Consider the following 12402-nt stretch of genomic DNA (forward strand, 5'->3'; position numbering starts at 1 on the left):
GCCCAGCGTGACTTTCCAAGGTGACTTGGGGGCCGAAGCGCGCCCTCCAATAGCCGCTTCCTGCGGCATCGTCACGTCGTTTCAGGGGCCAAAGATTGGGCCTAAGGTCCGCCAGTTCCGAGCGAATTCAGCGCTGGCAGGTGATTGCGACATATTCTTCGTCGCAATGGCCATGGGAGCAGTTTGCGCCGGTTTTGGGGACAGAGCCGGTAATTTCGTCGGGATCGACCCGGCGATAGCTTGATGCCTGGGCAAAATCGCGTGACTGGCAGTAGTTGCGTGCGACCTGCGCGCCGCATTTGTCGCCCTTGGCCAGGCACTGATCGACGCCATAGCCATCCGCCTGACTGGGGATGATGAACACGCGGGTCTCGGCGAGAGCGCTGGATGCCGCAATGATGGCGGCGCAGGAAATGAGCGCAAGCAATGATCGCATGAAAACACCGGGGGCAAAAAAGAAGGAACTGCCAGTTCCAGAATGGGCTCAAATGGTTAAGGATGATGAACCATCAAGGCAGCGCGGCTGCGCTTTGCGGAAATATAGCGGCATTTCCGCGGCTCTCTTGACGCGGGGCGGCCTCATAGCCCATATGTCGCCGGATGAACGGTCTCCTCGCCATTTGCGCCATTTGCCGCGAGATTACGAGCTAGCGATTCGCTGGCTGGAGCCGTCTTTTCTCAAAAACCATTGAGAGCCTTGGACGCCCGGCCAACAGCCGACGGGTATCCATATGGAATTGCGCCTTTACGATACGCTGACGAAGGAGAAGCGCACCTTCGTGCCGCTCGATCCCAACAACGTCCGCATGTATGTCTGCGGACCGACCGTCTACGACTTTGCCCATATCGGCAATGCGCGGCCGGTGATCGTGTTCGACGTGCTGTTTCGGCTGCTGCGCCATCTCTATGGCGAGGCGCACGTGAAATATGTCCGCAACATCACCGACGTCGACGACAAGATCAACGACCGCGCCGCGCGGGATTTTCCAGGGCTCCCGCTGAACGAGGCGATCCGGAAAGTCACCGAGCAGACAGGCAAGCAGTTTCACGCCGACGTCGATGCGCTCGGCGCGCTTCGGCCGAGCGTCGAGCCGCGCGCGACCGAACATATCGGCGAGATGCGCGAGATCATCGAACGACTGGTCAAGGGCGGCTTCGCCTACGCCGCCGAGGACCACGTGCTGTTCTCACCGCAGGCGATGAACGCCGCCAATGCCGGCCTGCCGCGTTACGGCGCGCTGTCCAATCGCTCGCTGGACGAGATGATCGCCGGTGCCCGCGTCGACGTCGCGCCTTACAAGAAAGGCAACACCGACTTCGTGCTGTGGAAACCGTCCAAGCCGGGCGAGCCGTCCTGGCCGTCACCGGCCGGCATTGCGGCGCAGGGGCGTCCGGGCTGGCACGTCGAATGTTCGGCCATGGCCTGGAAACATCTCGGCGAGCACTTCGACATCCATGGCGGCGGTATCGATCTCGTGTTTCCGCATCACGAGAACGAGGTCGCGCAGACCTGCTGCGCCTTCCACCGGGAGCGCATGGCGAACTACTGGATGCACAACGGCTTCCTCCAGGTCGAGAGCGAAAAGATGTCGAAGAGCCTCGGCAACTTCGTCACCATCCACGAACTGCTCGCGGACTGGCCGGGCGAGGTGCTGCGTCTGAACATGTTGAAGACGCATTATCGCTCGCCGATCGACTGGACCATGAAGTCGCTGGAGGAGAGCGCCAAGACGCTCGACGACTGGTATCGCGTCGCGGCCGACGTCGAGCCCGGCAAGCCGGCTGCATCGGTGGTCGAGCCGCTGCTCGACGATCTCAACACGTCGCTGGCGATCGCGGCGCTGCATGGTCTCCGCAACAGCGATGTGAGCGCGCTTGCGGGCTCCTTGCGGCTGCTCGGATTCCTGTCCGAGAGCGCGGCGCAGTGGGAGGGCCGCAAGCAGCAGGCGAGCGGGGTCGACGCCAAGGAAGTCGAGCGCCTGCTCTCGGAGCGGACGGCGGCCCGCAGCCGCAGGGACTTCAAAGAGTCGGACCGCATCCGCGATCTGCTCGCCGGGATGGGCGTTGCCATCAAGGACTCCAAGGACGGGACCACCTGGGAGGTCGTGCGATGAAGCGGCCCGACACGCCTTTTCCCCGGCACTGGCTCTATTACATCGCGCTGAAGATCCTGCTGCTCGCGGCTGCCGTGGCGCTGGCGCTGAAACTCTATGGGATGTGGTGAAGACGATGGGACAGACGTTGCCAAAGCCCGGCCTGCGGCCGTTCCTGGCGGATGACGTGCCGTTGCTCGCTGCGATCTTCACCGCCAGCATCGAGGAACTGACCGGCGACGATTACAGCGAGGCGCAGCAGGAGGCCTGGATGGCGGCGGCGGAGGACGAGGAGTTCGGCCGAAATCTCGCTGCCGACCTGACCCTGATCGCGACGCTGGAGGGCTCGCCGGTCGGCTTCGCCTCGCTGCGCGGCGCCGATCACATCCGCATGCTCTACGTTCACCCGGCGATGACCGGGCAGGGCATCGCCACGATGCTGATCGATGCGCTGGAAAAGCTCGCGGGCGGCCGCGGTGCCAAGGACCTCACGGTCGATGCCAGCGACACCGCGCAGGGCTTTTTCGCCAAGCGCGGTTACACGGCCAAGCAGCGCAACACCGTCACCGTCAATGGCGAGTGGCTCGCCAACACCACCATGCAGAAGGCGCTCGGAGCACCGCAATGAGCAAGGAGCGTCTCTATCTGTTCGACACCACCTTGCGGGATGGCGCGCAGACCAACGGCGTCGATTTCACGCTGACCGACAAGCAGGTCATCGCGGCGATGCTCGACGATCTCGGCATCGACTATGTCGAGGGCGGCTATCCCGGAGCCAATCCGACCGACACCGAATTTTTCGCGACCAGGCCGAAGCTTAATCATGCGCGCTTCACCGCCTTCGGCATGACGCGGCGGGCAGGGCGCTCGGTTTCAAACGATCCCGGCGTGGCCGGGCTGCTTGAAGCGAAAGCCGATGCGATCTGCTTCGTGGCGAAGTCCTCGGCCTACCAAGTGCGCGTCGCGCTGGAGACGACGAAGGAGGAGAACCTCGCCTCCATCCGTGACAGCGTTGCGGCTGCCAAGGCCGCCGGCCGCGAGGTCATGCTCGACTGCGAACACTTTTTCGACGGCTACAAGGAAGATTCGGGCTTCGCGCTCGCCTGTGCGACGGCCGCCTATGAGGCCGGCGCGCGCTGGGTGGTGCTGTGCGACACCAATGGCGGCACCATGCCGGATGAGATCGAGGCCATCGTCACCGAGGTGACCAAGCATATCCCCGGTGATCATGTCGGCATCCACGCCCATAACGACACCGAGCAGGCGGTGGCGAATTCGCTCGCCGCGGTGCGCGCCGGCGCGCGGCAGATCCAGGGCACGCTGAACGGCCTCGGCGAGCGTTGCGGCAACGCCAATCTCTGCTCGCTGATCCCGACGCTGAAATTGAAGAAGCAGTTTGCGGACCGCTTCGAAATCGGCGTCACCGCGGAGAAGCTGGCGACTCTCGTAAAAGTCTCGCGCACGCTCGACGACATGCTCAACCGCGTGCCGAACCGGCATGCGGCCTATGTCGGCGAGAGCGCCTTCGTCACCAAGACCGGCATTCACGCCTCCGCCGTACTGAAGGACCCGCAGACCTACGAGCACGTCCTGCCGGAGCTGGTCGGCAACCACCGCAAGGTGCTGGTGTCCGATCAGGCCGGCCGCTCCAACGTCATCGCCGAGCTCGACCGGGCCGGCATCGCCTATGAGAAAAGCGATCCGAAGCTGACGCGGCTGGTCGAGGAGTTGAAGGAGCGCGAGGCGCAGGGCTACGCCTATGAATCCGCCAACGCCTCGTTCGACCTGCTGGCGCGCCGCACGCTCGGCAAGGTGCCGCAATATTTCGAGGTCGAGCAGTTCGACGTCAATGTCGAGCAGCGCTATAATTCGCACGGCGAGCGCGTCACCGTGGCGCTCGCGGTCGTCAAGGTCGACGTTGCCGGCGAGCATCTGATCTCGGCCGCCGAAGGCAACGGCCCGGTCAACGCGCTCGACGTCGCGCTGCGCAAGGACCTCGGCAAGTACCAGAAATACATCGAGGGCCTGACGCTGATCGACTATCGCGTGCGCATCCTCAACGGTGGCACCGGCGCGGTCACGCGCGTCCTGATCGAGAGCGAGGACGAGACTGGCGACCGCTGGACCACGGTCGGCGTGTCCCCGAACATCATCGACGCCTCGTTCCAGGCGCTGATGGATTCGGTGATCTACAAGCTCGTGAAGTCGGGCGCGCCGGCGTAGGGCTTCGCGTTGTCATTCCGGGGCGGTCCACAGGACCGAACCCGGAATCTCGAGATTCCGGGTTCACGCTTTGCGTGCCCCGGAATGACTGCGGGAGGAGAAAGCGACCCATGATCGACCACATCTCCGTCGGCGTCAGCGATCTCGACCGCTCGGCAAAATTCTACGAGGCGACACTCACCGCCCTCGGCCTGACGCGCCTTGTCACGCGGCCGCGGACGGTCGGCTTCGGCAAGACCTATCCGGAGTTCTGGATCAATCTGCGCGAGGGCATGCCGGCTGTGGCGCCGGAGAGCGGTGTGCACATCTGCCTGCGGGCGAGGACGACGACCGAGGTCGATGCGTTTCACGCCGCGGCCCTTGCGGCCGGCGGCGTATCGGACGGCGAGCCGGGTATCCGCCCGCACGACCGCGTGCGTTATTACGCAGCCTTCGTCGTCGATCCCGACGGCAACCGGATCGAGGCGGTGACGTTCCCGGCTGATTAAAGCTTGCGCGCCACTTCCGGCGACATCTGCTTTTCCGCGTCGGCGAGCTGTGCCACGGCTGACTTCAGCTTCGGCAGGATTTCCTCGACTCGATCGGCCTTGATGATGTCGACCGAAAGGCCGGCGCGGATGAATTCGGTCTGGCGCATGTGCGACAGCAGCGAGAACAGCGGCTCCCAGAAATTGTCGATGTTGGCGAGCAGCACCGGCTTGGCGTGACGGCCGAGCTGCTTCCAGGTCAATTGCTCGACCAGCTCTTCCAGCGTGCCGACGCCGCCCGGCAGTGCGACGAAGGCGTCGGAGCGTTCGAACATCAGCCGCTTGCGCTCGTGCATGTCGGGGGTGACGATCATCTCCTGCACGCGCGTCAGCGCGTTCTCGCGCAGCCGCAGGAAGTCGGGGATGATGCCGGTGACGGTGCCGCCGTGATCGAGCACGGAGGTCGCGACCGCGCCCATCAGGCCAAGCGAGCCGCCGCCATAGACGAGGCGGATGTTGTTCTCGGCGAGGGCCTTGCCGAACGCTTGGGCGCCTTCGGTGAAGCGGGGATTGGTTCCGGGGCCGGAGCCGCAATAGACGCAGACGGTTTTGATGGTGCTCATTGGTGTCATGATGCATTGCAGCGAAAGGGCGTCAAGCCCAATCGGTGATTCGGCTCACCCGGAAATCTACCGGTAAATGGCGACGAACAATCAAGATTCGCCATCTGGCGGGGTGCGCTGGCATGCGGAAGGCTTTATATGACGGGCGAAAATCGCAAATCGTGACGCTGCCCGCATCCGGCGGGCTTTCAGGCTTCTTGATGGACCAACCTCAATCGTTCGATGGCGCCGACGTTTCTGATCCTCCCGCAGGGGGGCCGCTGGCCGGGGCCACGCTGATGGGCACGCTGGCGCATCTGTGGCCATATATCTGGCCGGGCGACCGCTTCGATCTGAAGATGCGGGTGGTCTGGTCGATGGTGCTGCTGCTCGCCGCCAAGCTGATCACGCTGACGGTGCCGTTCAGCTTCAAATGGGCGACGGATGCGCTGACCGGCGCCAACACCGCGCCGGTGCAGGCCGACAACTGGCAGCTCTGGGTGATCGCCTCGCCGCTGCTGCTTACCGCGAGCTACGGCGTGATGCGCATCGTGATGGCGGTGCTGACGCAATGGCGCGACGGCATCTTCGCCCGCGTCGCCATGCATGCGGTGCGCAAGCTTGCCACCATCACCTTCGTCCACATGCATGAGATGTCGCTGCGCTTTCACCTCGAGCGCAAGACCGGCGGCCTGACGCGCGTGCTCGAGCGCGGCCGCGAAGGCATCGAGGTCATCGTGCGCATGGTGATCCTGCAGCTGATCCCGACCATCGTCGAGGTCTCGCTGCTGATGGCGGTGCTGCTCTGGCAATTCGACTGGCGCTACGTGGTCGCGACCCTGATCACGGTCGCGGTCTACATGTACTACACCTACATCGCGACCGAGTGGCGGATCGGCATCCGCCGCAAGATGAACGATTCCGACACCGAGGCGAACACCAAGGCGATCGACTCTCTGCTCAACTACGAGACCGTCAAATATTTCAGCGCCGAGGCGCGCGAGGCGCAGCGCTACGACCGGTCGGTCGCGCGCTACGAGGAGTCGAGTATCCAAGCCTATACCTCGCTCGCCGTGCTCAACACCGGCCAGGCCGTGATCTTCACGATGGGGCTGACCGCGACCATGCTGATGTGCGCGATCGGGGTGCGCAACGGCACCAACACGGTCGGCGATTTCGTGCTGGTCAACGCCATGATGATCCAGCTCTACCAGCCGCTGAATTTCATGGGCATGGTCTATCGCGAGATCAAGCAGGCGATCATCGACATCGAGAAGATGTTTGGCGTGCTGGGGCGCGAGGCCGAGATCAAGGACGCGCTCGGTGCGCAGCCGCTGGCCGTCTCCGCCGGCGCAGTGCGCTTCGAGGACGTGCGCTTTGCCTATGAGCCGGCGCGCCCGATCCTCAAAGGCATCAGCTTCGAGGTGCCGGCCGGCAAGACGGTCGCGATCGTCGGCCCCTCTGGCGCCGGCAAGTCGACCATCTCGCGCCTTCTGTTCCGCCTTTACGACATCTCCGGCGGCAGGATCCTGATCGACGGCCAGGACATCCGTGAGGTCACGCAAGCCAGCTTGCGCGCCTCGATCGGCATGGTGCCGCAGGATACCGTGCTGTTCAACGACACCATCCGCTACAACATCCGCTACGGCCGCTGGGACGCCAGCGACGCCGAGGTTGAGGAGGCGGCACGGCTGGCGCAGATCGACCATTTCATCCGGATGGCGCCGATGGGCTACGAGACCCAGGTCGGCGAACGCGGCCTGAAGCTGTCGGGCGGCGAGAAGCAGCGCGTCGCCATCGCGCGCACCGTGCTGAAGGCGCCGCCGATCCTGGTGCTGGACGAGGCGACCTCGGCACTCGACACCCACACCGAGCACGAGATCCAGGGCTCGCTCGACCGCGTGGCGAAGAATCGCACCTCGCTGGTGATTGCTCACCGGCTCTCGACCATCGTCGGTGCCGACGAGATCATCGTGCTGGATCAGGGCCGGATCGCCGAGCGCGGCACCCACGCCAAGCTGCTCGCCCAGGGCGGCCTCTATGCCAGCATGTGGAACAGGCAGCGCGAGGCCGAGGAAGCGCGCGAGAAACTGGCCAAAATGGCCGACAGCGAAGAGGCGCCCAACCGGGAGCCGCCGCCGGTCGATGACATCCTGACGACGCCCGCGGCCGCGGAGTGACCTTGTCTCCGGTCCCAACTCTGGCCTAAACAACTCCACCGCGCGGGGACGACCCGCGTGCCAACAACCCTGAGCGGCAGATAGCGATGTCCATTCTCGATTCGATCCAGCGTCAGATCCCGCCGATCCACAAGGAGGGCTATCCCTTCATCGGCGGCTTTGCGCTGGCAAGCCTGATCCTGTTCTGGCTGTGGTCGCCGCTGGGGTGGATCGGCACGATCCTGACCGTGTGGTGCGCCCTGTTCTTCCGCGACCCCGTCCGTGTGACGCCGGTGCGCGAGGGCCTTGTGGTATCGCCGGCCGACGGCCGCGTCTCGATGATCACCATGGCGCTGCCGCCGGCCGAACTCGGGCTCGGCGACCGGCCGCTGCCGCGCATCTCGGTGTTCATGAGCGTGTTCAACTGCCATGTGAACCGCAGCCCGATCGCGGGCAGGGTGGACCGCATCGCCTACCGGCCCGGCCTGTTCATCAATGCCGAGCTCGACAAGGCGAGCGAGGACAACGAGCGCAACTCGCTGGTGATCACGACGCCGACGGCGCGGATCGGCGTGATCCAGATCGCAGGGCTCGTCGCCAAGCGCATCGTCTGCTTCGTCAAGGAAGGGCAGGCCATCGGCGCCGGCGAGCGCTTCGGCCTGATCCGCTTCGGTTCGCGGCTCGACGTCTACCTGCCGCTGGGCACGAAGGCGCTGGTGTCGGAAGGGCAGACCGCGATCGCCGGCGAGACGATTTTGGCCGATCTCGCCGGGGACGACCCGAGCCGCGCCTACCGCGCCAATTAACCATTAGGTCGGTGCATGAGGGCCTTCCGCCGCAATGGCGGAGCGGAACGCGGCTTGCTATATCTCGCTTGAGGTAAGCCATGACGCCCTATGAGTTTAAAGACCCTGACGTTCGCCGCCGGCGGTTCCGCCCGATCCCGGTGCGCATGCTGGTGCCCAACGTCATCACGCTGCTGGCGATCTGCGCCGGCCTGACCTCGATCCGGCTGTCGATCGAGGGGCGGATGTCGCTCGCGGTCTACGCCATCGTGTTCGCAGCCGCGCTCGACGGCATCGACGGCCGCATCGCGCGCATGATCAAGGGCCAGTCGAAATTCGGCGCGGAGCTCGACAGCTTGGCCGACTTCGTCAATTTCGGCGTCGCGCCCGGCCTGATGCTGTATTTCTGGCAATTGCACGAACTCGGCAATGCCGGCTGGATCGCCGCCATGGTGTTCGCGATCTCCGGGGGCCTCCGTTTGGCGCGTTTCAACGCCACCATGGACGATCCGAACAAGCCGGCCTTCGCCGCCAATTTCTTCACCGGCGTGCCGGCGCCGGCCGGCGCGATCACGGTGCTGCTGCCGATCTATATCGCCTTCCTCGAACTCGGCCGGCTGCCCGCGGCGGTAACGGCGGCCTATACGCTGCTGATCGCCTTCCTGATGGTGTCGCGCCTGCCGGTGTTCTCCGGCAAGACCAAGCGCATGCGCGTGCCGCCCGAGCTGGTGCTGCCGGCGTTCGTCGCGGTGATCGTCTTCATCGCGCTGCTGATCGCCTATCCCTGGCACGTGCTGTCGATCGGCACGGTGCTGTATCTGCTCGCCCTGCCGCTTGGCTACAAATCCTATCGCGACCAGGCGCGCGCGATGGAAGCCTCCGCGCCGTCGGGAGGCGAGATCGTCTCGCCGCCTTCGGCGCCGACGCAGGCAAACCTGTCGGAGCCGCCGCAGGACGACGACCGGCCCGGACGGCTGCACTGAGCGTTTCCAGCGGATATCTGCCATGAGGGCGTCCGAGTTGGGTTGAGACCCGATCTCGGCTATATCGCCCAGTGTCGGCGGCACCGCGCCAACAGCGGCCGCCAATCTGGGAGAGAACGCCGTGACTGATACCGCGACCGGGCCGCTGCCCGCTTCCGTCCTCGAAGCGCTGGGCCGCTATGACACCCCGACGATCTGCAACGGCATGGAGATTGTGGCGCCCGAGCGCCGGCTGATCGGCTACACCACCAAGCAACTGGTCTGCCCGTTCCCCGACCTGCCGCCGATCGTCGGCTATGCCCGTACGGTCGCGATCCGCTCGGTGCTGAAGTCCTCGCTTCCGGCGGAGGAGCAGTCCAGACGCCGCATCGACTATTACGAATATGTCGGCACCGGCTTTGGCCCGCGCATCTCGGTGATCCAGGACATCGACGGCCCCGATGTCGGCTACGGCGCGTTCTGGGGCGAGGTGCAGAGCAACGTGCACAAGGCGCTCGGCTGCCTCGGCGTCATCACCGACGGCTCGATCCGCGACATCCCGCAATGGGCTCCCGGCTTCCAGGCGCTGGCCGGCTCGATCGGCCCGTCGCATGCCTGGGTGCATGCGGAAAGCTTCGGTGGCGAGGTGCGCGTCGCCGGCATGACCGTGAAATCCGACGACCTCATCCATGCCGACCAGCACGGCGCCATCGTGATTCCGCTCGACATCGCGGCCAAGCTGCCGGAAGCCGCCGAGCTCTGCGGCCGCCGCGAGACGCCGATCCTCGAGATCGCCCGCAGCCCCGACTTCTCGCTGGAGAAGCTGAAGGCCGCGCTGAAGCGCTCGGCGGAAATCCACTAACGCACGACTGAACGATCTACGGCCGCGACGACGGCCGCGGGCCGCCTTGCTCCGTCAGGAATAGGGCGGCCTGATCCGGCTCGCCGAAGACTGCGGCGGCGCATCCGATCAGCGTGAAGCCGCCGGCAAGATCCCACAGGGTGATGTGGTCCGCGTCTTCGGAAACGTGAATCAGGCGCGCCGCGATCACGGCAAAGGCGGCCTCGGCAAAAAGCAGGAGGCTGAATACCGGCAGAACCAGCTCCGGCTCGAGCAGATGGAGCGCCAGCACCGCTGGCAGCGCGGTGAGAAGACTGAACAGCGTCAACATTGCAAGTCGCTCCTGCGATGGAGCCTGCCGCAGAGCTGTAGAATAACGCATGATTTCTCACCGCGGATGTGACCCAGGGCCGCAGTCGGAGGACGCACGATGAAGATGAATGGCAAGACGGTTTTGATCACCGGTTCCACCGACGGTGTCGGCCGCTACGTCGCGCGCCGACTGGCCGAAGCAGGTGCGAAGGTTCTGATCCATGGCCGCGACGCAGCGCGCGCGAAGGCGCTGACCGACGAGATTGTGAAGACCGGCGGTGTCGCGCCGACCTTCTATCAGGCCGATCTGTCGTCGATGTCAGGCACACGCGCGCTCGCCGAATCCGTCATGCGCGATCACCAGCGTCTCGACGTCTTCGTCAGCAACGCCGGCATCGGCTCCCAGAACGACGGACCGCAGCGGCAGGTCAGTGCGGACGGCCACGAGCTGCGGTTTGCAGTCAACTATCTCTCGGGCTTCCTGCTTGCCCATCTGTTGCTGCCGCTGCTGAAGGCAGCGGCACCGTCGCGCATCGTCAACGTCGCTTCGCTGGGCCAGCATCCGATCGATTTCGACGACGTCATGATCACGGAGGGCTACAGCGGTTCGCGCGCCTATGCGCAGAGCAAGCTCGCGCAAATCATGTTCACCATCGACCTTGCGGACGAACTGAAAAGCGCCGGTGTCACGGTCAACGCGCTGCATCCCGCGACCTACATGAACACCACGATGGTGCGGGCCGGCGGCATCACGCCGATCTCGACGGTGGAGCAGGGCGGCGCGGCGATCCTGCACCTCATCGAGGGCAACGATGTCGCCGACAAGAGCGGCCGGTTCTTCAACGGCATGAACGAGGCACGCGCCAATCCGCAGGCCTACGATGCCGATGCGCGCCGGCACCTGCGCGCGCTCAGCCTCGAGCTGACGGGACGGTTGTTGTAGGCGGTCGTCCCGGGCGTGGCTCGATTATGGTTAGCGAAGTGTTGAGATTCCTGCCGGCTGGCGGCCAAGCCGCCACGCCTTCAGTGTATTGCACCGATCCGGCGCGCCGGCTCAACTTAACCTTTACGCGTCTTTAATCGCGGCCCATTAGGGTTTTCGATGCGGTTCGGGGTTGAACTGCGCCACCGGCCAGGACGGCCGTTGTTGCGTTCGCGTTGGAGTCTCCCATGGATATCATGACGAGCGTTGGCCTCATTGCGGGCATCATCGTCATTACGTTGATGATCTTCATGGGCGGCGATCTCCACATGTTCATCTCCGAACATGCGATGATCATCATCTTCGGCGGCTCGATCTCCGCCACCATGATCCGCTTTCCGCTTTCGGCGCTCCTGCATGGCCTCCCCCTCGGCGCCAAGTTCGCCTTCACCATGAGCCGGCTGTCGGCCCACGACCTCGTCGACGAGCTCGCCCGCATCGCCGAGATCGCCCGCAAGCAGGGCCCGGTCGGACTCGAAAAGGTCGAGACCGACGAGCCGTTCCTGGCCAAGGGCATCCGCTACGTCGCCGACGGCTACGATCTCGACTTCATCCGCGACAATCTCGAGCGCGACCGCGACAACTTCCTGATGCACCTCGACGAGGGCAGCAAGATCTACCGTGCCATCGGCGACTGCGCCCCGGCCTTCGGCATGATTGGCACGCTGATCGGCATGGTGCAGATGTTCGCCAACATGACCGACCCCTCCAAGCTCGGCCCGTTCATGGCGACCGCGCTGCTTGCAACGCTGTACGGCGCGCTGGTCGCCAACCTGTTCTGTCTGCCGATCGCCGACAAGCTGCACGGCAAGCTGCTCGACGAGGAGACCAACCGCACGCTGATCATCGACGGCATCCTGATGATCCGCGACTCCAAGAGCCCGACGCTCGTGCGCGAAATGCTGCTGGCCTACCTGCCGGAGAAGCATCGTCACGCCGAGGGCGAGCCGGTGCCGGCCTAAGGCCGCCGGCCGGG

General features: G+C 64.8%; 14 protein-coding genes. 11 read left to right on the plus strand and 3 right to left on the minus strand.

Annotation, left to right across the window (positions count from 1 at the left end):
• Positions 1-127 precede the first annotated feature (127 nt).
• Entirely contained in the window at positions 128-436 is a 309-nt protein-coding gene (locus tag QSV46_RS02060; protein ID WP_314945528.1) for a hypothetical protein, read from the minus strand.
• On the opposite strand from QSV46_RS02060, the gene QSV46_RS02065 reads away from it, so the two are divergent.
• From QSV46_RS02065 to QSV46_RS02085, 5 genes are all read left to right on the plus strand, one after another.
• Positions 396-692, plus strand: a complete 297-nt coding sequence (locus QSV46_RS02065) for a hypothetical protein (protein WP_314946497.1) — start codon at positions 396-398, stop codon at positions 690-692. The genes QSV46_RS02060 and QSV46_RS02065 overlap by 41 nt on opposite strands.
• A gap of 39 nt (positions 693-731) precedes the next feature.
• Positions 732-2114, plus strand: a complete 1383-nt coding sequence (cysS, locus tag QSV46_RS02070; protein ID WP_314945531.1) for a cysteine--tRNA ligase — start codon at positions 732-734, stop codon at positions 2112-2114.
• Between the two features lie 115 nt (positions 2115-2229).
• Positions 2230-2721, plus strand: coding sequence for a GNAT family N-acetyltransferase (locus QSV46_RS02075; protein WP_314945532.1), 492 nt, complete (start codon positions 2230-2232; stop codon positions 2719-2721).
• On the plus strand, positions 2718-4316 hold the full coding sequence (gene cimA, locus QSV46_RS02080) for a citramalate synthase (RefSeq protein WP_314945533.1): 1599 nt from the start codon (positions 2718-2720) through the stop codon (positions 4314-4316). The genes QSV46_RS02075 and cimA overlap by 4 nt, the downstream gene beginning before the upstream one ends.
• 110 nt (positions 4317-4426) lie before the next feature.
• A complete protein-coding gene (locus tag QSV46_RS02085; protein WP_314945534.1) occupies positions 4427-4804 on the plus strand; it encodes a VOC family protein in 378 nt (125 codons plus the stop codon).
• Here QSV46_RS02085 and QSV46_RS02090 read toward each other — a convergent pair.
• Positions 4801-5406, minus strand: coding sequence for a TIGR00730 family Rossman fold protein (locus QSV46_RS02090; RefSeq protein WP_314945536.1), 606 nt, complete (start codon positions 5404-5406; stop codon positions 4801-4803). The two genes, QSV46_RS02085 and QSV46_RS02090, sit on opposite strands and share 4 nt — an antisense overlap.
• Positions 5407-5606: 200 nt before the next feature.
• Here QSV46_RS02090 and QSV46_RS02095 point away from each other — a divergent pair, with 200 nt between their 5' ends.
• From QSV46_RS02095 to QSV46_RS02110, 4 genes are all read left to right on the plus strand, one after another.
• Positions 5607-7565 carry an ABC transporter ATP-binding protein/permease gene (locus QSV46_RS02095; RefSeq protein ID WP_314946467.1) on the plus strand — a complete coding sequence of 653 codons (1959 nt, stop codon included), beginning with the start codon at positions 5607-5609 and terminating at the stop codon, positions 7563-7565.
• Positions 7566-7645: 80 nt separating this feature from the next.
• Positions 7646-8350 carry a phosphatidylserine decarboxylase gene (locus tag QSV46_RS02100; RefSeq protein ID WP_256806929.1) on the plus strand — a complete coding sequence of 235 codons (705 nt, stop codon included), beginning with the start codon at positions 7646-7648 and terminating at the stop codon, positions 8348-8350.
• Between the two features lie 80 nt (positions 8351-8430).
• The gene (locus QSV46_RS02105; protein WP_314945538.1) at positions 8431-9312 is read left to right on the plus strand and encodes a phosphatidylcholine/phosphatidylserine synthase; all 882 of its coding nucleotides are present in this window, start codon (positions 8431-8433) and stop codon (positions 9310-9312) included.
• 121 nt (positions 9313-9433) lie between these two features.
• Entirely contained in the window at positions 9434-10153 is a 720-nt protein-coding gene (locus QSV46_RS02110; protein WP_314945541.1) for an RraA family protein, read from the plus strand.
• Positions 10154-10169: 16 nt separating this feature from the next.
• Here QSV46_RS02110 and QSV46_RS02115 read toward each other — a convergent pair whose 3' ends face one another.
• A complete protein-coding gene (locus QSV46_RS02115; RefSeq protein WP_314945542.1) occupies positions 10170-10463 on the minus strand; it encodes a hypothetical protein in 294 nt (97 codons plus the stop codon).
• 99 nt (positions 10464-10562) lie between these two features.
• Here QSV46_RS02115 and QSV46_RS02120 point away from each other — a divergent pair, with 99 nt between their 5' ends.
• Together QSV46_RS02120 and QSV46_RS02125 are read left to right on the plus strand one after the other, a co-directional pair.
• Positions 10563-11387 carry an SDR family NAD(P)-dependent oxidoreductase gene (locus QSV46_RS02120; RefSeq protein ID WP_314945544.1) on the plus strand — a complete coding sequence of 275 codons (825 nt, stop codon included), beginning with the start codon at positions 10563-10565 and terminating at the stop codon, positions 11385-11387.
• Between the two features lie 227 nt (positions 11388-11614).
• Positions 11615-12388 carry a motility protein A gene (locus QSV46_RS02125; RefSeq protein ID WP_314945546.1) on the plus strand — a complete coding sequence of 258 codons (774 nt, stop codon included), beginning with the start codon at positions 11615-11617 and terminating at the stop codon, positions 12386-12388.
• Positions 12389-12402: the final 14 nt, after the last annotated feature.

The sequence above is a fragment of the Bradyrhizobium cosmicum genome (assembly GCF_032290525.1).
Taxonomy (GTDB): Bacteria; Pseudomonadota; Alphaproteobacteria; order Rhizobiales; family Xanthobacteraceae; genus Bradyrhizobium; species Bradyrhizobium cosmicum_A.

Bases quoted from the DNA above. Each gene is read 5' to 3' on its own strand.
- QSV46_RS02125 (WP_314945546.1), top strand. From the start codon at position 11,615: ATGGATATCATGACGAGCGTTGGCCTCATTGCGGGCATCATCGTCATT.
- QSV46_RS02075 (WP_314945532.1), top strand. From the start codon at position 2,230: ATGGGACAGACGTTGCCAAAGCCCGGCCTGCGGCCGTTCCTGGCGGAT.
- QSV46_RS02085 (WP_314945534.1), top strand. From the start codon at position 4,427: ATGATCGACCACATCTCCGTCGGCGTCAGCGATCTCGACCGCTCGGCA.
- cysS (WP_314945531.1), top strand. From the start codon at position 732: ATGGAATTGCGCCTTTACGATACGCTGACGAAGGAGAAGCGCACCTTC.
- QSV46_RS02090 (WP_314945536.1), bottom strand. From the start codon at position 5,406: ATGAGCACCATCAAAACCGTCTGCGTCTATTGCGGCTCCGGCCCCGGA.
- cimA (WP_314945533.1), top strand. From the start codon at position 2,718: ATGAGCAAGGAGCGTCTCTATCTGTTCGACACCACCTTGCGGGATGGC.
- QSV46_RS02105 (WP_314945538.1), top strand. From the start codon at position 8,431: ATGACGCCCTATGAGTTTAAAGACCCTGACGTTCGCCGCCGGCGGTTC.
- QSV46_RS02095 (WP_314946467.1), top strand. From the start codon at position 5,607: ATGGACCAACCTCAATCGTTCGATGGCGCCGACGTTTCTGATCCTCCC.
- QSV46_RS02120 (WP_314945544.1), top strand. From the start codon at position 10,563: ATGAAGATGAATGGCAAGACGGTTTTGATCACCGGTTCCACCGACGGT.
- QSV46_RS02115 (WP_314945542.1), bottom strand. From the start codon at position 10,463: ATGTTGACGCTGTTCAGTCTTCTCACCGCGCTGCCAGCGGTGCTGGCG.
- QSV46_RS02060 (WP_314945528.1), bottom strand. From the start codon at position 436: ATGCGATCATTGCTTGCGCTCATTTCCTGCGCCGCCATCATTGCGGCA.
- QSV46_RS02065 (WP_314946497.1), top strand. From the start codon at position 396: ATGATGGCGGCGCAGGAAATGAGCGCAAGCAATGATCGCATGAAAACA.